General features: G+C 63.1%; 16 protein-coding genes and 2 tRNA genes. 7 read left to right on the top strand and 11 right to left on the bottom strand.

What is annotated here, in order from left to right; all coding sequences use genetic code 11:
- Window positions 1-309: glycoside hydrolase family 3 N-terminal domain-containing protein (locus ACI1US_RS04965; RefSeq protein ID WP_461638630.1), on the top strand; the 309-nt coding region annotated here is incomplete at its 5' end.
- A 121-nt stretch (window positions 310-430) separates the two neighbouring features.
- On the opposite strand, the gene ACI1US_RS04960 is transcribed toward ACI1US_RS04965, so the two are convergent.
- The 3 genes from ACI1US_RS04960 to ACI1US_RS04950 form a co-directional block, all read right to left on the bottom strand.
- Window positions 431-503, bottom strand: a tRNA-Ala gene (locus ACI1US_RS04960).
- An 85-nt stretch (window positions 504-588) separates the two neighbouring features.
- A complete protein-coding gene (locus ACI1US_RS04955; RefSeq protein WP_461638629.1) occupies window positions 589-1,404 on the bottom strand; it encodes a heme ABC transporter ATP-binding protein in 816 nt (271 codons plus the stop codon).
- Window positions 1,404-2,471 carry a FecCD family ABC transporter permease gene (locus ACI1US_RS04950; RefSeq protein WP_461638627.1) on the bottom strand — a complete coding sequence of 356 codons (1,068 nt, stop codon included), beginning with the start codon at window positions 2,469-2,471 and terminating at the stop codon, window positions 1,404-1,406. The genes ACI1US_RS04955 and ACI1US_RS04950 overlap by 1 nt, the downstream gene beginning before the upstream one ends.
- A gap of 135 nt (window positions 2,472-2,606) precedes the next feature.
- Here ACI1US_RS04950 and ACI1US_RS04945 point away from each other — a divergent pair, with 135 nt between their 5' ends.
- The 3 genes from ACI1US_RS04945 (at window position 2,607) to groL (ending at window position 6,372) form a co-directional block, all read left to right on the top strand.
- On the top strand, window positions 2,607-3,725 hold the full coding sequence (locus ACI1US_RS04945) for a heme/hemin ABC transporter substrate-binding protein (RefSeq protein WP_461638625.1): 1,119 nt from the start codon (window positions 2,607-2,609) through the stop codon (window positions 3,723-3,725).
- A 268-nt stretch (window positions 3,726-3,993) separates the two neighbouring features.
- Window positions 3,994-4,587: a LytR C-terminal domain-containing protein gene (locus ACI1US_RS04940; protein ID WP_461638623.1), complete on the top strand. Its 594-nt coding sequence runs from the start codon at window positions 3,994-3,996 to the stop codon at window positions 4,585-4,587.
- 165 nt (window positions 4,588-4,752) lie between these two features.
- Window positions 4,753-6,372 (top strand): chaperonin GroEL, encoded by a 1,620-nt coding sequence (groL, locus tag ACI1US_RS04935; RefSeq protein WP_416549887.1) that lies wholly within the window; start codon window positions 4,753-4,755, stop codon window positions 6,370-6,372.
- A 90-nt stretch (window positions 6,373-6,462) separates the two neighbouring features.
- Here the strand turns inward: groL and ACI1US_RS04930 are convergent, their stop codons facing one another.
- The 4 genes from ACI1US_RS04930 to ACI1US_RS04915 form a co-directional block, all read right to left on the bottom strand.
- Window positions 6,463-7,347, bottom strand: a complete 885-nt coding sequence (locus ACI1US_RS04930) for an HtaA domain-containing protein (RefSeq protein ID WP_461638621.1) — start codon at window positions 7,345-7,347, stop codon at window positions 6,463-6,465.
- Between the two features lie 150 nt (window positions 7,348-7,497).
- Window positions 7,498-8,367: an HtaA domain-containing protein gene (locus ACI1US_RS04925; RefSeq protein ID WP_461638619.1), complete on the bottom strand. Its 870-nt coding sequence runs from the start codon at window positions 8,365-8,367 to the stop codon at window positions 7,498-7,500.
- 85 nt (window positions 8,368-8,452) lie between these two features.
- Entirely contained in the window at window positions 8,453-11,545 is a 3,093-nt protein-coding gene (locus tag ACI1US_RS04920; RefSeq protein WP_461638617.1) for an HtaA domain-containing protein, read from the bottom strand.
- A 181-nt stretch (window positions 11,546-11,726) separates the two neighbouring features.
- On the bottom strand, window positions 11,727-15,455 hold the full coding sequence (locus ACI1US_RS04915) for an Ig-like domain repeat protein (RefSeq protein WP_461638615.1): 3,729 nt from the start codon (window positions 15,453-15,455) through the stop codon (window positions 11,727-11,729).
- A gap of 217 nt (window positions 15,456-15,672) precedes the next feature.
- Between ACI1US_RS04915 and msrB the strand changes: the two genes are divergently transcribed.
- On the top strand, window positions 15,673-16,095 hold the full coding sequence (gene msrB, locus ACI1US_RS04910; RefSeq protein WP_461638613.1) for a peptide-methionine (R)-S-oxide reductase MsrB: 423 nt from the start codon (window positions 15,673-15,675) through the stop codon (window positions 16,093-16,095).
- Between the two features lie 7 nt (window positions 16,096-16,102).
- Here msrB and ACI1US_RS04905 read toward each other — a convergent pair whose 3' ends face one another.
- The 4 genes from ACI1US_RS04905 to secA form a co-directional block, all read right to left on the bottom strand.
- A complete protein-coding gene (locus ACI1US_RS04905; RefSeq protein WP_461638611.1) occupies window positions 16,103-17,044 on the bottom strand; it encodes a DMT family transporter in 942 nt (313 codons plus the stop codon).
- Window positions 17,045-17,589: 545 nt separating this feature from the next.
- Window positions 17,590-17,665, bottom strand: a tRNA-Thr gene (locus ACI1US_RS04900).
- A gap of 44 nt (window positions 17,666-17,709) precedes the next feature.
- Complete coding sequence (locus ACI1US_RS04895) at window positions 17,710-18,663, bottom strand: DsbA family protein (protein WP_416549889.1); 954 nt, start codon at window positions 18,661-18,663, stop codon at window positions 17,710-17,712.
- Between the two features lie 67 nt (window positions 18,664-18,730).
- Window positions 18,731-21,487, bottom strand: coding sequence for a preprotein translocase subunit SecA (gene secA / locus ACI1US_RS04890; RefSeq protein WP_416549890.1), 2,757 nt, complete (start codon window positions 21,485-21,487; stop codon window positions 18,731-18,733).
- A gap of 158 nt (window positions 21,488-21,645) precedes the next feature.
- Here secA and ACI1US_RS04885 point away from each other — a divergent pair, with 158 nt between their 5' ends.
- On the top strand, window positions 21,646-22,104 hold the full coding sequence (locus ACI1US_RS04885) for a Fur family transcriptional regulator (RefSeq protein WP_461638608.1): 459 nt from the start codon (window positions 21,646-21,648) through the stop codon (window positions 22,102-22,104).
- Between the two features lie 36 nt (window positions 22,105-22,140).
- Complete coding sequence (locus ACI1US_RS04880) at window positions 22,141-23,601, top strand: catalase (RefSeq protein ID WP_416549892.1); 1,461 nt, start codon at window positions 22,141-22,143, stop codon at window positions 23,599-23,601.
- Window positions 23,602-23,672 lie beyond the last annotated feature (71 nt).

The following is a 23,672-nucleotide window of genomic DNA, read 5'->3' as shown; positions in this document are numbered from 1 at the left end:
TCAGTCGCCCCAGAATGGTACGAAGTCGCTCGCGACGAGCTCGGCTTCACGGGCGTCACTGTGACCGACGACCTCGGCATGCTGCGCGCGAGCGGTGCTCCCGAGTATCAGGATCCGGTAGCCACCACCATCGCCGCCCTCGCAGCGGGAGCCGACCTCGCGCTCACAGTGATCGGCATGGACGCGGCAGGGTCCGCGGCGCTCGTCGACGGGGTCGCAGCGGCGGTCGAGAGCGGCGCGCTCCCGGAGTCACGGGTGCGGGAGGCGGCGACGCGCGTCGTGACCCTGCGACTGCAGCTCGCGGAGTAGTCGTGCTGGCGCGCGAACTCGCCGCGAGTAAAAGCTGGGCAGCATAGTAACGGACTTCCCGACGAGGTCACAAGCAACGCAAAAGCCCCAGATTCGCATGAAATGGAATCTGGGGCAGTCGTGGATCCTGGGAGAATCGAACTCCCGACATCCTGCTTGCAAAGCAGGCACTCTACCAACTGAGTTAAGGACCCGTGCGAGTTTTTCAACCCGTACAGCGAATTACTGTATCAGCCAGATCCGGCATCTGCGAAATTGGCTGATCACGAAGTGTGTCGGCTAGCCCCGCTGGGGCAGCACGATGCGGTGCCCGGTTTCGGGGTGCCGGATTACCTCGACCGGCGTTCGGTAGACATCGGTGAGTATGTCGCCCTCGAGCACGTCGTTCGGGGCGCCATTCGCCACGATCTTGCCCTGGCGCAGCAGGGCGATCCGGTCGGAGTAGGCGCTCGCGAGGTTGAGGTCGTGCAGCACGATGAGCACGGCATCGCCTGCAGCCGCACGCTCACGCGCGAGCGTCAACACCGCCTCCTGATGGCCAAGATCGAGCGCCGCCGTGGGCTCGTCGAGCATGAGCACGCCGGTGCGGCCCGCAATCACGCGCGCAAACGCGGTTCGCGCCCGCTCGCCGCCCGAAAGCGACGGCACCCGCCGGTGGCCGAGGTGACCAATATCGGTGGCATCAATAGCCTCACCGATCGCCTCGTTGTCCTCGTCCTCAAGCGGAGTGCGCCGCCACGGGGCTCTGCCCATCTCGACGACCTGGTGCACGGTGAAAGGAAACAGCAGCTGGTTCTCCTGCAGCAGCACAGAGCGCCGCCGCGAGAGGTCGGTGAGGGACCAGTCGCCGAGGGGCTTCCCGCCGAAGTCCACCCGTCCCGCGTCGGGTTCGAGGTCGCCCGAGAGCAGGCTGAGTAGGGTTGATTTTCCCGCGCCGTTCGGGCCGAGCAGCGAGAGGACCTCGCCCGCCCGCAGCTCGAGCGAGACGTCGTCGAGGAGCTTTCGGCGACCGCGCTCGATCATCACCGAGGTCGCCGAGCATACGACTTCGCCGTGGGCACTCACCGTGGGTAGCGCAATGTGTTTCGCGTTCATTATCCCCACCCTCCTGAGCGCTTCCGCGTGCGTCGCAGCAGCCAGAAGAAGAAGGGGCCACCCACAAGCGACGTGAGAATTCCAATCGGCAGCTCGGCCATCGGCACGATTGTGCGGGCGGCGAGGTCAGCGAGCGTCATCAGCAGCGCGCCAGCGAGCGCTGACGCCGTCACTAACGGGAGGTGTGCGGGCCCGAGCACCATGCGCATGAGGTGCGGGATCACGAGGCCCACGAACGAGATGATGCCCGCGAACGCGACCGCGGCACCGACGAGCAGCGAGACGACGAGGATCATGCCGATGCGCAGCAGCTCGACGTTCACTCCGAGGTGGCGGGCGTTGCGCTCACCGAGTGCGAGCAGGTCGAGCTTGCGTGAGGTGAGGTAAGCGGCAATGAGACCCACAGCAATAATCGGGGTGACGATCGCCACTTGCGACCAGCTCATGCCCTTCAGGCTTCCGAGCTGCCAGAACACAATGGCCTCGCGCGACTGGGTGTCACCGACGAAAGTGAGAGCGGCGATCGCTGCACCGGCGATCGCGTTCACCGCGATGCCGGTAAGCACAAGGGTCACGACTTCGGTGCGTCCGTCAGCCCGGCTCATCGAGTAGACGATGAGCGTCGCGATGAGGCCGGTAATGAAGGCGAGGATCGCTGTGGTCCACTCACCGAACACGGTGAGGCCGAACACGATCGAGATTCCCGCACCAACGGCGGCACCCGAGGAGATACCGATCACGCCAGGTTCGGCGAGCGGATTGCCAAAGATTGCTTGCATGATGAGGCCAGATACAGCGAGTCCGACGCCGATGAGTACTGACATCGCAACACGAGGGAAGCGGATCGCCCAGAGGGCCTCGTCGCCAGCCGGCACACTCGGCAGGGGCAGCCAGTCGATTCCGATGCGGTGCAGCACGGAGCCGAGCACTTCCTGCGGCGGGATCGCGAGCTGGCCAGTGCCGGCAGATACCAGCACACTGAGCACAAGCAGGATCGCCAGCACTAAAAACAGGAGGGGTGCGCGACTACCTCGTCGTGACAGCGAGGTGCGGCCGGTACTTTTCATGCTCGCGCGAGACGCTTTCTTCGGGATCCGGGCGCTTGTTCGCGCCGTGTGCAGGTGAGGTTTCGGAAAAACTCACAGTTCATCATACCTTTGTGAGGCTAAGCTTGCTCTGGGAAAACTTCAGAGAGGGAACCGATGCACAAGCCTCGCACATCTCGCACGCGGGCGGCGCTCGCACTGGCCCTCGGGCTCGCGATTGCACTCACCGGATGCCAGACGGCAGGCCCGAGCTCTTCGGGCGCCACGGACGAGATCGCCGAGCTGCCCCCGATGAGCTCGCTCACGCCGCTCGAAGATCCGCTGGCCTACGAAGGTCCGACCACCGCAGTCGTCGGCCCGCCAAGCATCACCCCCCTCGCAGACAAGCCGCAGGCTTCACTGCCGGTCACCGTCCAGTCGCAGGACCGCACCGGCGAGGTGGCCGTCGAGGTCACCGACACGTCGCGGGTCCTTGCGATTTCTCTCACCGGGACACTGAGTGACATCGTGTACAACCTTGGGCTCGGCGACCAGCTCATCGGCCGTGACGCCACGACGGCGTTCCCGGGCTCAGAGGATCTGCCTTTGGTCGTCACCGGCGGGCACGATATCGAAGCCGAGTCGGTGCTGGGCCTTGAGCCGAGCGTAATTTTCACGGACCTCAGTGTCGGTGGCATCGACTTCGTGAACATGATGCGCAACGCGGGTGTCCCGGTGATCGTCGTGAAGCGCTCTGTCGATCCCGTCTCGGCAGAAGAAGCGACGAAGCAGGTCGCTGCCGGCCTCGGCGTCGCGGATGCTGCAGCTGAACTGAACAAGAAGGTCGCTGACGCGATCGCAGCGAAGGAAGCGGAGGTCGCTGCGCTCATTCCCCAGGATCCCGCGAAGCTCCCCCGTGTCGCCTTCCTGTACGTGCGCGGCGGCGCTGGCGTCTTCTACCTGTTCGGTGAGGGCAGTGGCGTGGACACCCTGCTCGAATCAATTGGTGTTATTGACGTTGCTGACGAAGTCGGTTGGAAGGGCGAGCGCCCCATGACCGACGAGGCGCTCGTGAAGATGGATCCCGACATCATCCTGGTGATGACCAAGGGTCTCAGCAGCACTGATGGCATCGACGGCTTGATCGAGGCGCAGCCCAGCATCGCGCTCACCACCGCAGGCAAGAAGCGACGCATCATCGACATCGATGATTCGCTGCTGTTCGCGAGCGGTGGCCGCACGCCAGATGTCATTGACGCCCTCGCCCGCGCAATATATGCGCCGGACTCGCTCTAGGCGACGCATCGCGTCGCGCGGTCCGGCGCTGTGCGCGCCCCTGCGCACAGCCGACGTGGGCACCACGGAGGAGACTCGCTCTAGGCGACGCATCGCTTCGCGCAGTCCGGCGCTGTGTGCGCCCTGCAGCGCCTGCTTCTCTCGCTGCGATATCCTGCTCGAAACCCGTTCAGCATCTATCGTGCTGCAGCGCGGTACTCTAGATCGGTGAAAACTGTCGGCGGCCATCCGGTCAACTGACACTGGCATGACTTTCGGGGAGACATTGGTGACGAGGGAACACGAGGCGGCGCACGGCGCACGTTCGCGACGCTCCGCGCCCTCGGAGTACCCGAAGGATCGCTTCGACGACGCGCCGAGCGACGGCCGAGTCGGCGCGCACCGTGTGACGGCGCAGCCGCGAGTGGCCTGGCATTTTGTGCTCGGCGGGCTCATCGGTGCCGCGCTCCTCACCTCGATCGGAATCGTCGGTGTCACAATCGCCGGCTCTTCCGGCAAGCTCCCGATTCTCCCGAGCTCCGAGATCGCACCGCCCGCAGCCCGCGTGAAGCCCGAGCTCAACCCCGAGGCCTCCGTCGCTGTGCTCGACGGCACTCCCGCTGAAGGTTCTGTCGCGCAGGCAGTAGCGACGCACATTACCTCGAACCAGTGGGGAACAATCGTGCTTGCTGGCCCGGCGGCCACCACGGATGTTGAGATCTCGGCAGTGTTCTACTCTGATACCGCGAACGAAGCCGCGGCACTTGGGCTCGCCGAGCAACTCGGCGGAGTTTCCACCTATTTGACGACCGATTACGCCGATAGTCAGGCTCAGCTCGTCGTATTGATCGGCGAAGACTACGCCGGTCCGGGCAAGCCCTAGCCGCTCCGGTCTTCCCCGTTCGCTCCGGGCGAGCGCTCCTCCTTGCACTCTCAGCACCAGAGTGCCAAAATTGAGTTAGCAGTCGGATCGACTGAGTGCTAAACCTGGCGCAGAACCCTCGTGGTCTCTGCAGCTTTCCCTAGACGTCCGGGAGGGGCGAATTACATGGCAAAGATGATTGCGTTTGATGAAGAGGCACGTCGCGGCCTTGAGCGGGGTCTGAACATCCTCGCCGATACTGTCAAGGTGACGCTGGGCCCGCGCGGCCGCAACGTTGTCCTTGAGAAGAAGTGGGGCGCCCCCACGATCACCAATGACGGCGTTTCCATCGCTAAGGAGATCGAGCTCGACGACCCGTACGAGAAGATCGGCGCTGAGCTCGTCAAGGAGGTCGCGAAGAAGACCGACGACGTCGCAGGCGACGGCACCACCACTGCAACCGTTCTTGCTCAGGCACTCGTGCGCGAGGGCCTGCGCAACGTTGCCGCTGGCAGCGACCCCATCGCACTGAAGAAGGGCATCGAGAAGGCAGTAGCCGCGGTCATCACCGAGCTGCACGCGAACTCGAAGGAGATCGAGACCACCGCCGAGATCGCTGCAACCGCTTCGATCTCTGCTGCAGACGAGCAGATCGGCGAGCTCATCGCCGAGGCCATCGACAAGGTCGGCAAGGAAGGCGTCGTCACCGTCGAGGAGTCGAACACGTTCGGCACCGAGCTCGAGCTGACCGAGGGCATGCGTTTCGACAAGGGCTACCTCTCGGCCTACTTCGTCACCGATGCAGACCGCCAGGAAGTCGTCTTCGAAGATCCGTACATCCTCGTCGTCAACAGCAAGGTCTCGAACATCAAGGACCTGCTCCCCGTCGTTGACCCCGTCATCCAGTCGGGCAAGCAGCTCCTCATCATTGCTGAGGACGTCGAGGGCGAAGCACTCGCAACTCTCGTGCTCAACAAGATCCGTGGCATCTTCAAGTCGGCTGCTGTCAAGGCTCCCGGCTTCGGCGACCGCCGCAAGGCAATGCTGCAGGACATCGCGATCCTCACCGGCGGCCAGGTCATCTCGGAAGAGGTCGGCCTGAAGCTCGAGAACGCAACGCTCGACATGCTCGGTTCAGCCCGCAAGGTCATCATCACCAAGGATGAGACCACCATCGTGCAGGGTGGCGGCGAGAAGGAAGCAGTCGAGGGCCGCGTGCAGCAGATCCGCCGCGAGATCGACAACACCGACAGCGACTACGACCGTGAGAAGCTCCAGGAGCGCCTCGCGAAGCTCGCAGGTGGCGTCGCAGTCATCAAGGCAGGCGCCGCAACCGAGGTCGAGCTCAAGGAGCGCAAGCACCGCATTGAGGACGCTGTCCGCAACGCAAAGGCAGCAGTCGAAGAGGGCATCGTCCCCGGCGGCGGCGTCGCGCTCATCCAGGCAGCAACCAAGGCATTCGCATCGCTTGATCTCTCGGGCGACGAGGCAACCGGCGCGGCAATCGTGCGCGTTGCCATCGAAGCACCGCTGCGTCAGATTGCTATCAACGCTGGTCTCGAGCCGGGCGTTGTGTCGCACAAGGTGTCGGAGCTTCCCGTTGGTCACGGCCTCAACGCCGCAACCGGCGAGTACGTCGACATGCTTGCTGCTGGCATCAACGACCCCGTAAAGGTCACCCGCTCGGCGCTGCAGAACGCAGCATCGATCGCTGGCCTCTTCCTCACCACCGAGGCAGTTGTCGCTGACAAGCCTGAGCCGGCAGCCCCCATGGCTGGCGACCCGGGCGCAGGCATGGACTTCTAAGTCCTAATCCGCTAAAAAGCTGGGCCGCACCGATGGGTGCGGCCCAGCTTTTTTGTTGCCCGTTTCGCAGGCCAGATCACCTGCGGTGGGCTAGTCAGTGTCGGTCGGCTCAGCGCCGGTCGGCCCAGTGCTCGCCTCCACGTCCTCACCCTGCGCTGGCGAGCGCTTACGACCGCTGAACAGCAGCGCGGTCGTGACGCCGATCGCCACGAGCGCGAGCCCACCCAACGCGATCAGCAGCCACGGGATCTCTGGCGCCGCGGCCTCTTCTGATGGGTCTCCCGGCTGTGGCTCCGCCACCGGCGGTGCAGCGGTACCGGTGTCGGCAGTGATCGTACAGCCCGGGAGCGAGAACGAGAGCGCCAACCCGTCGAGCAGCTCGCCCTCGCTGTAATCTCCGTACTCGCCGTTGAACGCGACTGCTCCCGCCGCTGTGAGACGGACAGGTGCGTTCTCAATCGTGTAGCTTGATCCATCGCCCGTGGCGGCGCCTGCAAGATCGACATCTGCAGCGACGACCGGCTGGAGCTCGAGCCGGGTGCCTTCGGTGTCGACCGATCCCATGTCCATGACGAGCTGCGCGGTCGTGGGCCCGGTGAACACCAGCGAAGGATCTTGCAGATCGAGCTGCATAGCTCCCCCATGGCCTGTGAAATGGACCTGCCCTGCAAACTCGATGCGGCCATTGCGCAGGTCGGCTTCCACGGATCCCTCACCATTTTGCCACTCGAATGTCGGGGTCTCGTACGTTACTCCGCCTTCGGTAACCCACTCGCCGTTCGCGATGGAGCCGCTGATGTAATTGCGGAAGCGCTCTTTGACGCCCCACCGCAGTTCTGCTGCTTCAACGGTGCACTGCTGCGCTGCGTCGCGAGTGGCGGCTCCAGCGGGGTTTGCTGGGCCGAGAAGTGTTCCCCCCAGCAGGCCTGCAGCCAGCCCCACGGTGATCACACGGCGGGCAGTTCGTTGGGTCACAGTTCTCCTCGAGTCACACCGGCCTTGTGGCGGTCTGAAACGAGATTAGCAGCACTACCGCAGCAGGAGGGCGGGGTGAGCTTTCGCCTCCCCGCCCTCCTGCTGTGCCGCTCGCTGCGCTGCAGAGCGGAGCCGGGAGGTGATAGTCGGTTAGTCTTCGGGCTGAGTGGTCTCGGCTCCGGGGGCGTTGTGTTCGGCTGGCCGCTTCTTTCGTCCGCCGATGAGGATGCCCGTGGTGAGCGCGATCACGACGAGCGCGACGCTGCCCACAATGATGGGAAGCCACGGAACCTGCGGAGCCTCAGCGACCGGAGCCGCTGGCTCGGCTGCGGACTCCTCGGTCTCGATGGGTTCTGCCGGCACGGCGGCCGCTGTGCTACAGGAGGCGAGCTCAAGGTCGAGCGACAGAGCATCGAGCTCTGCTCCTGCCTCGTAGAACCCGGCGAAGGCTCCTGCTCCTGAGTTTGTAAGCACCGTTTCCATGCGCTCCAGCGTGAGAGTGTCGTTCGTCGGTGCCAGGGACGCGGGCGTCGATACCTCACCGACCCATTCCTGTGCCGAGTCCACGGTGACTTCGCCCTCCATGTCGGTGCTCTTTGCATCGAGCATGAGGGCAGCCTTGCCAGCCCCTTCGAACTCAATCGTAGGGTTCGCGAGAGTGAGGTCGAGTACGCCGTCGTGCCCGGTGAAGTGCACGGTGCCGATAAAGCTCACGGAGCCAATTCCAGTCTCGGGGTCAATAGACCCGGTCGCATCAGACCAGGTGAATTGTGGCGTCTCGTAGACAAGACCATCGCTGGTCTCCCAGGAGCCGTTGGCGATCGACCCGCTGATGTACGAGCGGAAGCTCTCTTTGACACCCCACTTCATGGTGCCTCCCGTGACCTGGCACTCGGAAGCCTCGGCGGTTGCCTGGTTGGGCACCGCAGAAGCGGCAGTTGCGGGGATGGCGAGCGCGGCAGCTGCGAGGGCAGCTCCAGCGATGATTCCACCAAAACGCACGGATCGGCGTGTACTCACAGAACTTCTCCTTGTTGCGACGCAGCGTGGTTATTGCTGCGTGATCTCTTCGGGCCAGGGCAGCCGCGGCTGCGTGTCGATCTGATTACTGGGCTCGCTGCCTGACCGCGAGGATCGTGGTGCACCCTGCGATCATGACAAGCGAAAGCGCGATTGTCCACCATTCCCACAGCGCCATCCCGCTTCGGGCCACCGCAATAGGCGTGCCTGCCCCAGGAGCAGCCGCGAGCGGCTGCGACTCTGCTTCGACTGCGGTAGCTTTCGCTTTCTTTTCCGCCTTAGGGAGGATGGTGATCTTCGCCCCTGCGTCCGTGCTGCCCTGGAGGGTAAGCACGTGTTCGCCGAGCGCAATATCGTCGGGGAGCTTTCCCTTCCACTTCACGATGCCGAACTCGTCAGCGGTTGCCGTCTCGTCGAGCACGATGGGGTCGGAATAGAGCACGACGAGCACTCCCTCGTCCCCGGGCTCAAAGCCAGCGGCTTGGATCTCAATCCGTGCACCTGGGACGAGCTTCTTCGCGTCAGTGACGACGGTCAGGCCTTCGGTGGTGGGGGGCGTGGCCGCCGGCGTGTACTTCGTACCCTTGTCACTGTCGCCAGCGGTGGTAGAACCGTAGGTCACCTGGCTTGCTGTACCCACCGTGAACGACAGGGAATCGAAGGTAATCGATTGGCTTGCGGAGATACCCATCAGCGAGCCGACAACCGGAACGTTACTCCAGGTGACTTCTCCGTTCGCTCCCACTGTCTTACTCGCTGACCCGAGGTCGAGCTGCACGGAGCTCGGCCCGTACGTTCCGGAGTAGCCCGTACTCAGCGTTGCTGAGTTCGGCCCTGTGACGTTGATTGTAGGGTTTGCAACCTGGAACATGGTCATGCCGTAGCCGTTGAATGAGACCGTGCCTGAGTAGTTCACAGAGCCTGTGTGAGTCTCTGCGTTCCACGTGGAACCCGATTGGGGGAAAAGGTAGCCCGCACCGACGCCACTCGTCGTGATGTCGCCACCCGCACAGTGCTTCCCAGCGGTTGGGCATGCAGCAGTGTTCGACTTCGCAGTGGTGTAGCCGACGAACTGCGAGGAGATGCCCCAGCTCAACGACCCTGCCCCGGGCCCGCCGCCAGTTGGTTTCACCGGCGCGGTTGGCTGTTTCTTGGTAGCGGTATCGATCGTGAGGAGGACCGAGTTGGAGTTCGCATGCGCGTACTTACCTGAATCCGTCGGTTCAAACAACGCGTGGGCGGAGTAGACGCCCTCCGGCAACTTCGATGTCTGGAGTTTGGCACTTCCGTTGACAACCTGTACGGGCTGGCCCAACGGGGTATTGCCGTAACGGAACTTTACGGTGCCAGAGATCTTCGGATCTACCGAAGCGGTCAACGTGACGTTCTTGCCGACGGTCGTGCTCGCTGGAGTCGCGGACAATTTCACTGAGGTGGGCAGCTTCTCAACGATGTTGAACTCCCCTGGTAGCGAGAAATTCAGGGGGTCGAGCATATCGCCAGCTGAGTAGAATTCGCCGAAGGCCTTTTCTCCCTCAGCTGTGAGCTGCGCTCCGACGTTCTTCCAAGACACCACCGTGCTGTCAGGGTTAACCTCGGGTACTGGTAGTGAGAGCCTTGCCATCGGCGCGTTCTTGAGGGAGAATGCCTTCCCCATCGAAGTCATTCCTTCGAAAGTTATTCCTTCGACGTCCATGTACAGCATGCCACTGCTCTCGGAGTTGATCTCGATGCGGGGGTTTGTGAACTGGAGATCGAGCGCATAGCCACTCTTGCCGTTGACGGTCATTGGGTGCGACTGGAAATGGACGCCGTTGCCCGCGCCGAACGACACGTTGGCCTTCGTCCCGTCGTTCGCGGCAGTTCCTCTGCCCCCAGACCAGAGATAGCTCCCCTTTGCGACCGGCTGCTGGACGTTGCCCAGCAGCTCCGCCTTACCGTCGAACGCCTTGAAATCGTAGATGTATTTACGGAAGGACTCTCGCACCCCCCAATCAAGTGTTGCGTTCTTCACCGTGCTGGTTCCGCCCGCAGCGGGCGTCACCCGTATCAGGTGCTCAGGAGTTTCCGAGTGTGTGAACTTCTTGGGGTCCGCGGCAATAAATTTCGCCGTGATGGTGTGGTTGCCGACGGCCAGCGCCTTCGTGCGTACCTTGGCGCTGCCGTTCACCACAGTAATCGGGTCTCCGAGCGCTTTCTTATCGGCGAAGAAGTGAACGGAGCCAATCGCGTCAGCGGGCGTAACGCTCGCCGAGAACGACGCTTCTTTGCCAGCTGCTACGGTCTTTGTGCTGCTGTCATCAAGGGCGATCGCGGTATTGACTGCGGGGACTGGGTTCTCGCCACCGGGATTCTCGCCTTCCGGGTTCTCACCGCCGGGGTTTTCGCCACCGGGATTCTCGCCTCCCGGGTTCTCACCGCCGGGGTCGACTTCGAGGGCCGTCACCGGTAGTGAGAAGGTCACCGGATCGAGCAGGTCGCCAGCAGGGTAGAAGCCGCCGAAAGCTCTCGAACCTTCTTCGGTCAGCGTTGCAGGGGCTCCGGCCCACGTCAGCACGTCACCTGCCCGAGTAGGGACACCGAGTGCGAGCTCTGCGACAAGCGCATCCTGCATTTCGTATCGTGGACCGACAGAGGTCGTTCCCACGAACTCGGATCCTTCGACGTCCATCCGCAGCTCACCGGTCGTTGAGGAAGTCACAACAACGCGCGGATTGGTAAAGCTCAGATCGAGCGCGAAGACGCGTTCGCCCGCAACATCCATGGGATGCGATTGGAAATGGACTCCGTTGCCAGCCCCATACGAGACGTCTGCCGCGCTACCGTCGCCCGCCGCGCTTCCGGTGCCGCCAGACCATTGGTAGCTGCCCTTTGGTTCAGCTTGGCCGGTGCTGCCGAGAAGCACAGCTGTTCCCTCGAAGATGGCGAAGTTGTAAATGTAGTTTCGGAATGTACCTCGCACACCCCAGTCGAGAGTGGCATCGGCGACTGTGCCCTCCGCCACCACCGCTGCCGGCTGAGCATCAGGCGCAGTTGTCGTTGCTGACGCCATCGCTGGGAATGTCGCCAGTGATGCCCCGAGGGCGAGGGCGACCGTTAGCGCGCTGCCCAGGGCTTTGCGAATTGCGGGCAGTCGTCTGCTCCGCTTTCTGAGGTGCTCTGTGTGCAGAGAGGTCACGCTACATTCCTTTGGAAAGCTCTACCGTTGCTGTGCTGGCAGCCCGGGCAGAAGCGGCGAATTCACGCCGTGGTTAATCTTGGAGGCCCCGATTTCGGGACCTAATGATCCACAGCCGCGGGCTTGCGCCTCTCCCCAGATAGCTGGGAGGAGACGCAAACCCGCAGTCATGGGTCGGGCCTTACTCTGCGCTACTCATCTGTCGGCGCCGAATCACGACCAGAGCAGCACCGATCAGGAGCATCGCACCGGTCAGCGCGATCATTCCCGTAGCGGGGTTCGAGCCGCTCGCTGCCAGCCCCTTGGCGCCGGTATCCTTCGCTGCGTCTTTCTGGCTGGTTCCCTTGTCCACGGAGCCAGCCCCCTTGCCCTTATCGCTGTCAGGGCCAGTTCCCCCGTCAGGGTTCTTCCCGCCCTCGTTGCCGTTACCGCCGTCGATAACCGCCTTCTTCTCGACAGTGAAGGCGTCATCAAAGGTGAACACACGACCGGTGTCAGCTGCCGTCAGCACAATGCTGTGCTTTCCGGCTTCGAAGCCATCCGGGAGGACCCACTCAGCAGTCACAAATCCGTCCGAATCAGCCACGAAGGTGCCCGGCAGCTTCACTACCTTTGAGTGGATTTCAACGCTGAACTCTTGGTCAGCGGTGAACTGCCCAGCCTTGAGTAGCAGCGTATCTCCAGCAACGATCCTCACCGTTTCGCCGGCAGGCTTGCCGTTGATCTCAATGGTGGGCTGCGCCGCGGCAGTGACCACTGCTGCATCGGAGCTCGATGCTGCGAACAGGTCACCATTGTCAGGGACAAAGTGAGCGGTGATGGAGTTTTCGCCAGTCACGAGGGCGCTGGTCTTCAGCGTTGCGTTGCCGTCGGTTACCTTCACCGGCTTGCCCAGCGCCTTCCCATTGTTCGAGAACTGCACCGAACCTGAAATACCCTCGCTAACAGATGCGGTGACCTCTACCTCGTCGCCTACGTATACGTCAGTGGGTGACGCTTCGATCGTGACGGTAGTTGCGGCAGCAGGAGCAAACTCGATCGGGGTGTAGGTCTCGAACGGCGCGTACTTTGCGCCGCCAGCAGCATAGGTGTAGACACCGTAGTTGCCGTCAGCAAGCGCCGTCGCGCTGTCCTTGGAGAGCTTCAGCTCAGTCTCGAAAGTGCCATCAGCGTTAAGCTCAATGCCACCCATCGCAGCAATCGTGGGAAGCTCAGCAGCCTGCACCGCCCACTTAGTATCGAACGACTTCCGTGCCGACGATGCGACATCGGCTGACGGCTGCCAGTTCTCAGCAAACGAGCCGAACACAATGTAAGTGCCCGTGAACTTTCCGGGGAACGGGTCGTATTTCCCGTTCGTGATAGGTGCCTTTGGCAAGAATCCCGAACCAGTAACGGTCACCGTCTCGCCCGCGGGATCAATGCCCTCGGTCTTCGACACAGTCACCTTCGGAACCGGACGCTCAGCAACCTCAACAGTCACCGGGGCAGAAGTCGACACGTTGTACGCGTCAGCGTTTGCCGGGGTGAACACCGCGGTGATCTCGTTCTTGCCAACAGCTTCAAGCGCGTTCGTCTTCAGAACAGCCTTGTCAGCAGCAACCTCGACCGGTTCACCGATCTCAGCATCACCGTTAAAGAACTGCACCGAACCAGCGACGCCCTTCGAAACCGTCGCGGTCAGCGTGACCTGATCACCCGAAAGAACCGAATCAGCAGAAACACTGGTTTCGACACTCGTGTCTGCAGCCGGGCCAAACGCGACCGGAGTGTAGGTCTCGAACCCGGCATAGCTCGCACCACTACCGGAATACGTGTACACACCGTAGTTGCCGTCAGCGAGAGCCTCCGCACTATTCTTCGAAAGCTTCAGCTCCGTCGTGAACGTGCCATCAGCGTTCAGCGCGATCGCACCCTTCTCAGGGCCACCAATCGTCAACATGTCAGCCGCAGGGACTGCCCACTTCGTGTCAAATCCCACACGCGCAGCACCCTTAGCTCCCGCAGAAGGCTGCCACTTCTCGGCAAACGAACCAAACGACACATAAACGCCACCAAACTTGCCCATGAGGGGCGGACGAACACCGCTCGACTCAGGAGCCTTCGGTAGGAAACCCGAACCAGTCACAGTGACGGTCTCACCCGCGGGATCAATGCCCTCGGTCTTCGACACAGTCACCTTCGGAACCGGACGCTCAGCAACCTCAACAGTCACCGGGGCAGAAGTCGACACGTTGTACGCGTCAGCGTTTGCCGGGGTGAACACCGCGGTGATCTCGTTCTTGCCAACAGCTTCAAGCGCGTTCGTCTTCAGAACAGCCTTGTCAGCAGCAACCTCGACCGGTTCACCGATCTCAGCATCACCGTTAAAGAACTGCACCGAACCAGCGACGCCCTTCGAAACCGTCGCGGTCAGCGTGACCTGATCACCCGAAAGAACCGAATCAGCAGAAACACTGGTTTCGACACTCGTGTCTGCAGCCGGGCCAAACGCGACCGGAGTGTAGGTCTCGAACCCGGCATAGCTCGCACCACTACCGGAATACGTGTACACACCGTAGTTGCCGTCAGCGAGAGCCTCCGCACTATTCTTCGAAAGCTTCAGCTCCGTCGTGAACGTGCCATCAGCGTTCAGCGCGATCGCACCCTTCTCAGGGCCACCAATCGTCAACATGTCAGCCGCAGGGACTGCCCACTTCGTGTCAAATCCCACACGCGCAGCACCCTTGGCTCCCGCAGAAGGCTGCCACTTCTCAGCAAACGAACCAAACGACACATAAACGCCACCAAACTCGCCCATGAGGGGCGGACGAACACCATTCGTCTCAGGAGCGTTTGGGAGGAAGCCCGAGCCAGTCACGGTGACAGTCTCACCTTCGGGGTTGAGACCAGCTTCCTTCGATACCGAGACCGATACGGGCTCACGCTGCGGCTTCGCAACGTCGATGTCAACCGCTGCAGACGTCGAGGATGCATACAGCTTCGCATCAGCGGGCGTAAACACAGCAGTAATGGTCTGCTTGCCAACCTGGAGATCCTTCGTGGTGAGCTTGGCTACGCCTCCTTCGACGGCCACCGGAAGCCCGAGCGCCTTTTCGCTAGCAACAAACTGCACTTCACCAGCTGCGGCTGCGGGCGAGACTGTCGCCGAGAGGGTGACCTCATCGCCAACGGTTACTCCCGTCGCCGAGACCGACAAGTCAGTAGTCGTCTCGGTGGCGGCTACCGGAGCAGTGACGGGAAGGGAGAACGTGACCGGGTCAAGGGTATCCCCCGGCTGGTAGAAGGCACCGCCTCCAAAGGCGATAGAGCCGTCTTGGGTGAGTGTCGCGGCGGCATTGGTCCAAGTACGAACATTGCCGTTCAGAATCGACGGCGAGAGTTCAAGAGTGGCGACGACGGCGTCGTCGAGAGTGAACGGCTTACCCAGCTCAGTCATGCTCTTGAACTCGTAGCCGCGTACATCCATTCGGAGTTCACCGGAGGTAGGTGAAGTTACGACGACGCGTGGATTCAAGAAGGCGGCGTCGAGGACGTACTGGTCAACCCCGTTCACCGGCATGTTGTGGCCCTGGAAATGAACGCCATCCGCCGCGCGGAATCGCACGTCTGCGCTGCTTCCGTCCTCGGCGGCTGTACCAACACCCCCGGTCCAGTCGTATGTCTCGTCAGCGGCGACTGACGCGCCACCGAGCATCGTGATCTTCCCCTTGGCGAAGCCCTTCCCGATGTAGTTCCGGAAGGACTCCTTGACGCCCCAGTTAAGGGTTGCATCAGCAACCGTGCCCTCGGCGGCATCAGGTGCCGCGAGAGCGGCTGTGGGAGCAAGCGCTAAACCGCTCGCGACAAGCAAAGCTGAAGTGAGGGTCGCTAAAAACGACCGTCCCCTTCGGTGCTCAGTGACCTTCATGCGTACGCACTCCTTGTGTAGAAATGGGCATGGCACACTCAGGTGCACCATTCATCCGACCGAGCTAAGGTGAGCCTAAGCCGAGTCTCCGGGGAATAGTCTGACGAATATCGTCTGATGTTGCAAGTCTCAGGTCTGATCTGAGTGCTCAGCCGCACATTCCGTGCACAGCCTCGCTTGCGTATGCTTGATCTACGACCACACTCTCGGAGGTACTATGTCTGCAATCGGCGAGGGCAATTACCCGTTCCAGCTCAGCGAGGGCGAGTGGCGAGAGCGCCTCACCCCGGATGAGTACGCGATCCTCCGCGAGGCCGCAACTGAGCGCGCCGGCACAGGCGAACTTCTCGGGCAGTGGGGCGACGGACTGTACTCTTGCCGAGGCTGCGGTGCTGAACTCTTCAAGAGCGGCACGAAGTTCGAGTCACACTGTGGCTGGCCGAGCTTCTATGACAGCATCAACTCCGACGCAGTCGAACTCCTCGAAGACACGACACTCGGCCAAGTGCGCACCGAGGTGCGCTGCGCGAACTGCGGATCACACCTTGGGCACGTATTCCCCGATGGCTTCGGAACGCCGACAGGAAATCGTTTCTGCATGAACTCCCTCGCGCTCGGGTTCGACGCCGAGAGCAACTAACGGCGAGCTAGTCCCGTTTCATCGGCTTGCTGGGGAACGCAGCCGTGATCACGGCGACCAGCGCAATCGCCGTACCTGCGACGAGCGCGGGCGTAAGCCCACCCGCGAGTGGGAACCCGATCTCGAACGCCACCGCAGCGACGAGCTGACCTGCGACGTTCGACATGCTCAGCAGCAGTACCCCCGCCCGGCGCACGAGCACGGACGCGACAGCAATGAAGATCACCCCAATAACACCACCACCGTAGAGCCAAAACTGCGTGGGCCACTCGGTCGGCCACCCGTTCGCGAGCACGGAGATCACGGCGGCAGCGACGAGCAGCACCGCGCCGACGAGGAAGTTCATAAAAGTCGCCGTCACCGCGCTCTCGGCCGCGGCGCGCACCAGGCCGTTCACCATCGACTGCGCGGACACCCCAACGCCGACGAATACTGGCACGAGCACCAGCAACACGAGCCCGCCATCAAAACTTGCGGCGACGGTCACCCCAACGGCGACAATCGCAAGGCCAGCGCCAATAAGACGCGTGGGTGAGGCATAGATGCGGCCGCTCGGGCCGAGCCCCAGGCGATCGAGGATCAGCCCGCCAGATACCTGGCCTGCAACGATGCCGACTGTGAAGAGTGCGACGCCGGTGATCGGCGCGATAAGCCCCTGGTTGAGCACGAACAGCGCTCCCCCGACCCCGCCGAACAACGCCCAGACAGGAAGCCTCCCTGCAGCGACTTCGCTGCGCACGAGCGAGAGACCGCGACGCCCACGGCGCGAGACCAGGAGCACCAGGCACATCACCAGGAGTCCGCCGCCGAAGGCGATCGCGGCGGCAACGAAACCGTTACCGATCTCCTGCGAAAGCCCGCCTGTGACTCGGGACTGCAGGGCTACGAGAACACCCGCCAGCCCAGATCCAACAAGTGCTGCCGCGAGTTGTAATTTTGGGCGTGCCATTTTCACCACTATATCCGGCTCTTCACAGTTCGGGCGTTCGCAGCGTGTCACGCAGCGCCTCCTCCCTGCCCCATTAATTCAGTCCGACTCTCGCACAGGCCGAAAACGGGTCGGAATGGATTGCACGGGGGGGGGGTGATAGCGGTGAGCGGAGCGGTGCGGTGAGCGGAGCGGTGAGGGGTACGGTGAGGGGTACGGTGGTCGGAGCTCCGGAAACCGCTCAGCCCGGGGCCGGCGACTGTGAACGGCAAGGGTGCGGGGCGACCGCGGCAGCCCTCTCTGGTGAGGCTCAAGCTACGAGGCCACTCCAACGGGGCCGCTCCTTCAGAGGCCCAGGCCCCCGCTTTGAGCTCGCGGACGCTACACGGGGCTCCGCGCGAGCGCAACAAGGCGACAAGGCGACAAGGCGACAAGGCGACAAGGCGACAAGGCTTCCGCGGAGTGGCAAGTCCACGCGCCAGCCCCGGCCCCAGCCCCGGCCCCGGCCCCGGCTAAGCATCGTCGAAACGCAGAAAGGCCCCGCATGAGCGGGGCCTTTCGCAATTTGGAGCCCCCTATCGGACTCGAACCGATCACCTGCAGTTTACAAGGCTGCTGCTCTACCAGATGAGCTAAGGAGGCGTTTGGGGCGGCGCATTGCCGCCCCTCCGATCTTACTCGGTTTTTTACTTGTCGTCGGCCGTCGCGGCGTCGGCCTGTTCGATTTCGCCCTTGATCTTCAGCATGAAGGTCTCGAGCGAGCCGTCGCGGGTCTCACTCCACTGCTGTCCGTTGACCAGAACGAGCGGGGTGGAGACGAGGCGCTGCGGTTCGCCCTCAGGCTGGAGCTCGGTGGCGCTCTGCGGCATGAGCAGGCGCTGGCCCTCTGCGAGGCCGGAGATACCTTCGCTCGCCTTCGTGTAGTTCTCGCTGAAGAACGGCCCAAACTGGCGGTCCTGGATGCAGCTCTGGAGCTCCTTGGTGGGCTCCGCGCCGGCTGCCTCAGCTTGCTTGAGCAGCTCCTTGTCGTCAAGACCGGGAGTGCCCTGGCCTGGCTGGATTTCGGGGCTCATCAGACGCTTGTGAAGCTCGAAGGCAAAGTCGGGCTGCTGCTCAACAACGCAGGCGAAGGTGTTTGCCGCGCGAGTCGAGTACTTCGTACCGAGCGACTGCCCGTCGAGGAAGTTGATGGGGTAGATCGCGAGATTTGCGTCGCCTGAGCCGACGTAGTTCTCGAGCATGACGCCGTTCTGCGTCTCGAAGTTGCCGCACGCCGGGCACATGTAGTCTGCGTAGACGGTGACGTCGAGCGGCAGCTCGTCGCGGTTCGTCTTGGGCGCGACACGATCGTCGGCGGGGTTCGCGAGGGCGTCCGAGGGCACAACCTTCAGGTCCTTCGTGAAGATCGCCGCACCGGAGTTCATGTTCTTCGGGCCGGGGCCTGCTGGCTTCATGGACTGCGAGAGCACTAGCCCGACGATCGCGAGAATCGCAATCACGCCGAGGACGACGCCACCCTGAATATAGAGGCGGCGGCGCTTTTCGCGCTTCTTCTCTGCTTCTCGAGCAGCACGAGCCTGCTCGCGCCCCTGGGCGCGGCGCTCGTTCTTCGAGAGTCGTGACGTGGTGTCATTCGACATAGTTGGGTTTCCTCCTGTGGCACATCGGGTTCGATGCGGGGTTACAGGCGGCGCAGTGCTGCGTCCGCTACTTCTTCTTGGATCTGCGCTGCGCGCGGTTGGCTGGAGCTGACTCTTCGTCGGCGGGGACCTGCTGGCCGAACGCGCCGCGCGTGGTCGGCTGCGGGGCCTGGGCGGGTCGCTTGCCCTTCGCCTGCTTGGCGCCTGCGCCGCTCACCGCGGGGGTGCCGTCGACGTCGGGGGCCGTGTAGCTGAGCTGCGCCTCATCGGGCTTCGTCTGCTCGTCGAGGCCCCCGCCTTCGAGGTGGACGTGGCCTTCGTGGCCTGGCTCGTTGGGTCGGACCTGAACTTCAAGGTTGTAGAGCAGTCCGATGGACTCTTCCTTGATCTGCCCCATCATGCCCTCGAACATCGTGAAGCCCTCGCGCTGGTACTCAACGAGCGGGTCGCGCTGCGCCATCGCGCGCAGGCCGATGCCCTCCTTGAGGTAGTCCATCTCGTAGAGGTGGTCGCGCCAGCGGCGGTCGATCGTGGTGAGCACTACGCGACGCTCGAGCTCGCGCACAGCTTCCTCGCCGAGCGCCTCTTCACGCGCGCGGTATGCAACCTCGGCGTCCGAGAGAATCTCGCGGCGCAGGTACTCCTTGTCGACCCGGCCCTTCGGGGCTTCGGCAACGACCTCATCGGCGGTGAGTGCGATGGGGTAGAGCTGCTTGAGGTCCGACCAGAGGGCATCGAAGTCCCAGTTCTCGTCGGCACCGTGCGAGTCGAGGATCGCGTCGATCGTCTGCTCACGGAACGCGGTGACGCGCTCTTCGATTTCCTCGCCGTCGAGGATCTGGGCGCGGTCGCTGTAGATCGCCTTACGCTGACGGTTCAAGACGTCGTCGTACTTCAGGACGTTCTTGCGGATCTCGGCGTTGCGGGCCTCAACCTGGCTCTGCGCGCTCTGGATCGAGCGGGTCACCATCTTGGATTCGATCGCGAGATCGTCGGGGAAGCCTTCGCGGTTCATGAGGGCAGCTGCTGCGCCCGAGTTGAACAGGCGCATGAGGTCGTCCGCGAGCGAGAGGTAGAAGCGGCTCTCACCGGGGTCGCCCTGTCGACCGGAGCGGCCGCGCAGCTGGTTGTCGATCCGGCGCGACTCGTGGCGCTCGGTGCCGAGCACGTAGAGGCCGCCGGCCTCGGTGACCTTTTCGGCTTCGCCGCTGACCGCTTCCTTCACGGCCGCAAAGACTTCGTCCCAGGCTGCCTCGTAGGCTTCCGGGTCTTCCTCGGTCGAGAAGCCGCGGGCGGTCATCTCCTGGACCGCGAGGAACTCGGCGTTGCCGCCGAGCATGATGTCGGTACCGCGGCCGGCCATGTTGGTGGCGACGGTGACGGCGCCGAAGCGGCCCGCCTGCGCGATGATCGCGGCCTCACGTGCGTGGTTCTTCGCGTTGAGGACCTCATGGCGCACGCCCTGCTTGGCGAGCTGGCGGGAGAGATACTCGCTCTTCTCGACGCTGGTGGTGCCCACGAGCACGGGCTGACCGGTCTTGAAGCGCTCGGCGATATCGGTGACGACGGCCGCGAACTTCGCTTCCTCGTTCTTGAACACGAGGTCGGGCTGGTCAATGCGCTGCATCTTGCGGTTGGTCGGGATCGGCACGACACCGAGCTTGTAGGTCGACATGAACTCGCCGGCCTCAGTCTCAGCGGTTCCGGTCATGCCGGAGAGCTTGTCGTAGAGGCGGAAGAAGTTCTGCAGCGTGACGGTCGCGAGCATCTGGTTCTCGGCCTTGACCTGCACGTTTTCCTTGGCCTCGATGGCCTGGTGCATGCCCTCGTTGTAGCGACGCCCGGCGAGGATACGGCCGGTGTGCTCGTCGACGATGAGCACCTCGCCGTTGAGCACGACGTAGTCCTTGTCGCGGGTGAACAGCGCCTTCGCCTTGATCGAGTTGTTCAAGAACGAGATCAGCGGGGTGTTCACGGACTCGTAGAGGTTCGTGATGCCGAGGTGATCCTCAACCTTTTCGATACCTGGCTCGAGCACGCCGACGGTGCGCTTCTTCTCGTCGACCTCGTAGTCAACGCCTGCTTCGAGGGTCTTCGCGATGCGCGCGAACTCGCCGAACCAGCGGTTGCCCTCGCCGGACGACGGGCCGGAGATGATGAGCGGGGTACGCGCCTCGTCGATGAGGATCGAGTCGACCTCATCGATGATGGCGAAGAAGTGGCCGCGCTGCACGCGCTCTGCCGAGGTGCTCGCCATGTTGTCGCGGAGGTAGTCGAAGCCGAACTCGTTGTTCGTGCCGTAGGTGATGTCGGCGTCGTACTGCTTCCGGCGCTCCTGCGGATCCTGCCCGGCGACGATGCACCCCGTCGTGAGGCCGAGGGCGCGGAACACGCGACCCATGAGCTCCGACTGGTAGCTCGCGAGGTAGTCGTTCACCGTGACGATGTGGACGCCCTTGCCGGTGAGCGCGTTGAGGTACGCCGGCATCGTCGCCACGAGCGTCTTACCCTCACCGGTCTTCATCTCGGAGATGTTGCCCAGGTGGAGGTTCGCGCCGCCCATGACCTGCACGTCGAACGGGCGAAGCCCGATTGTGCGCTTCGCGGCCTCGCGCACGGCGGCAAACGCCTCGGGAAGGAGGTCGTCGAGGGTTTCGCCGGCTTCCAACCGCTTGCGGAAATCTACGGTCTCCTCGCGCAGCTCCTCGTCACTGAGGGCCTCAAAGGAGGGCTCGAGATCGTTGACTGTCTTTGCCAACCGCTCGAGCTTCTTGAGCGTGCGTCCTTCGCCGACGCGAAGGATCTTCTCGAGGACTGTCGCCACGTTGTGTCTCCTGTACGGTAGTGCACGATGAGCTGCGGAGCAGGGCCATCGCCGTTGCCTAATTGTGACAACGCCTCAGCTTAGCAACGGCTGTGCACGGCGCGCTGGGAATTCCTCCCTTAATTTGAATCATTCAAAATAAGGGGTACAATGGACGTATGCCCACCACCCATCACGTCACAGAGTCCGCGGCCCGGCTGAACGCCGCCGGCCTGCGCTCAACGGCCCCCAGACGGGCCGTTCTTGACGCGTTGCAGCCGGGTGGGCATCTTGATGCGAGCGAGGTATACGAGCGCCTCCGCGGCGATCTTCCCGGCACCTCACTCCAGGCGATCTACGGCGTACTCACAGCGCTTACGGAGGCAAACCTCGTTCGGCGCGTTACCCCAGCGGGGGGTTCAGCGCGGTACGAGGCTCGCGTCGGTGACAATCACCACCACCTCCTCTGCACCTCGTGCGGTCGAATCGAAGATGTTCCGTGCGCGGTCGGGGCGGCCCCGTGCCTCACCCCGTCAGACACGCACGGCTTCGAGATCACGACCGCCGAGGTCACATTCCATGGCCTATGCGCCAACTGTGCAGATGCCAAGAAGAGCGTAGAGTTTTCTTCCAATTGATTTCCGTCCGACTCAACCCCCACGAAATGAGACATGATGACTGAGAAAAAGATCCTGACTACCCAGACCGGCACCCCGGTCCCGAGCGATGAGCACTCACTCACCGTCGGCCCGGACGGCCCCACGGTTCTGCACGACCGCTACCTCCTTGAGAAGCTTGCGTCGTTCAACCGTGAGCGCGTCCCCGAGCGCAACCCGCACGCCAAGGGCGGCGGCGCATTCGGCGAGTTCGTTGTCACCGAGGATGTCTCGCAGTACACCCGCGCAGCGGTCTTCCAGCCGGGGGCCAAGGCCGAGACACTGATCCGTTTCTCGTCGGTTGCCGGTGAGCAGGGTTCGCCCGACACCTGGCGCGACGTGCGCGGCTTCTCGCTGCGTTTCTACACCGAAGAGGGCAACCTCGACATCGTCGGCAACAACACCCCGACCTTCTTCATCCGCGACGGCATCAAGTTCCCCGACTTCATCCACTCGCAGAAGCGCCTCGGCGCATCGGGCCTGCGCGACGCAGACATGCAGTGGGACTTCTGGACCCTCTCGCCCGAGTCGGCTCACCAGGTGACCTACCTCATGGGCGACCGCGGTCTCTCGAAGAGCTGGCGCCACCTCAACGGCTACGGCTCGCACACCTACCAGTGGGTCAACGCTGAGGGCGAGCGCTTCTGGGTGAAGTACCACTTCATCTCGCAGCAGGGCGTCGAGCGCCTCTCCCCCGAGGAAGCCGAGCAGCTTGCGGGCAGCGACGCTGACTACTACCGCCGCGACCTCTTCGACTCGATCGACAAGGGCGACTTCCCGTCGTGGGATATGTACGTGCAGATCATGCCGTACGAGGAGGCGAAGACCTACCGCTTCAACCCCTTCGACCTCACGAAGACCTGGCCGAAGGCGGACTACCCGCGTATCAAGGTCGGCACCTTCACGCTGAACCGCAACCCGGAGAACTTCTTCGCGCAGATCGAGCAGGCGGCGTTCTCGCCCGGCAACCAGGTGCCCGGCACCGGTATCTCGCCCGACAAGATGCTCATGGCTCGCGTGTTCTCGTACGCTGACGCGCACCGTCACCGCATCGGCACGAACTTCAACCAGCTGCCGGTCAACCAGCCGCACGCTGGCGAGGTGAACAACTACATGCACGAGGGCAGCATGCGGTACCAGTTCAACGGACCGGAGCACCGCACCTACTCGCCGAACTCGTACGGCACCCCCGGCGGTCCCGTCGCAGACCCGCTTGCGGGCGTCGAGGGCAGCTGGGAGTCGGACGGCGCACTCGTGCGTTCGGCCCACACCCTGCGCGCTGACGACGATGACTTCGGTCAGGCAGGCACCCTCTACCGCGACGTATTCTCGGCAGAGGAGAAGGCCCGCTTCCAGGAGGTCCTCGGCGGCCAGGCGAAGTCGATCACGGTCGACCGCATCCGCGAGCAGTTCTTCGGCTACTGGACGAACGTTGACGCAGAGCTCGGCGCGATCCTGCGCGCGAACTACGCTGCATAACCTGTAACCATACGAGAGCGGGGCCATCCATCAGGGTGGCCCCGCTTTCGTATCTCAGCACAATCAATCTG

Origin of the sequence: Leucobacter sp. BZR 635, assembly GCF_048061935.2 — a bacterium.
Lineage (GTDB): Bacteria > Actinomycetota > Actinomycetes > Actinomycetales > Microbacteriaceae > Leucobacter.
This window is presented reverse-complemented; position numbering and strand designations above follow the sequence as displayed.

Excerpts from the sequence above, each read along its gene's own strand:
- ACI1US_RS04955 (WP_461638629.1), bottom strand. The coding sequence starts at position 1,404 with ATGAACGCGAAACACATTGCGCTACCCACGGTGAGTGCCCACGGCGAA.
- ACI1US_RS04950 (WP_461638627.1), bottom strand. The coding sequence starts at position 2,471 with ATGAAAAGTACCGGCCGCACCTCGCTGTCACGACGAGGTAGTCGCGCA.
- ACI1US_RS04945 (WP_461638625.1), top strand. The coding sequence starts at position 2,607 with ATGCACAAGCCTCGCACATCTCGCACGCGGGCGGCGCTCGCACTGGCC.
- groL (WP_416549887.1), top strand. The coding sequence starts at position 4,753 with ATGGCAAAGATGATTGCGTTTGATGAAGAGGCACGTCGCGGCCTTGAG.
- ACI1US_RS04915 (WP_461638615.1), bottom strand. The coding sequence starts at position 15,455 with ATGAAGGTCACTGAGCACCGAAGGGGACGGTCGTTTTTAGCGACCCTC.
- msrB (WP_461638613.1), top strand. The coding sequence starts at position 15,673 with ATGTCTGCAATCGGCGAGGGCAATTACCCGTTCCAGCTCAGCGAGGGC.
- ACI1US_RS04905 (WP_461638611.1), bottom strand. The coding sequence starts at position 17,044 with ATGGCACGCCCAAAATTACAACTCGCGGCAGCACTTGTTGGATCTGGG.
- ACI1US_RS04895 (WP_416549889.1), bottom strand. The coding sequence starts at position 18,663 with ATGTCGAATGACACCACGTCACGACTCTCGAAGAACGAGCGCCGCGCC.
- ACI1US_RS04885 (WP_461638608.1), top strand. The coding sequence starts at position 21,646 with ATGCCCACCACCCATCACGTCACAGAGTCCGCGGCCCGGCTGAACGCC.
- ACI1US_RS04880 (WP_416549892.1), top strand. The coding sequence starts at position 22,141 with ATGACTGAGAAAAAGATCCTGACTACCCAGACCGGCACCCCGGTCCCG.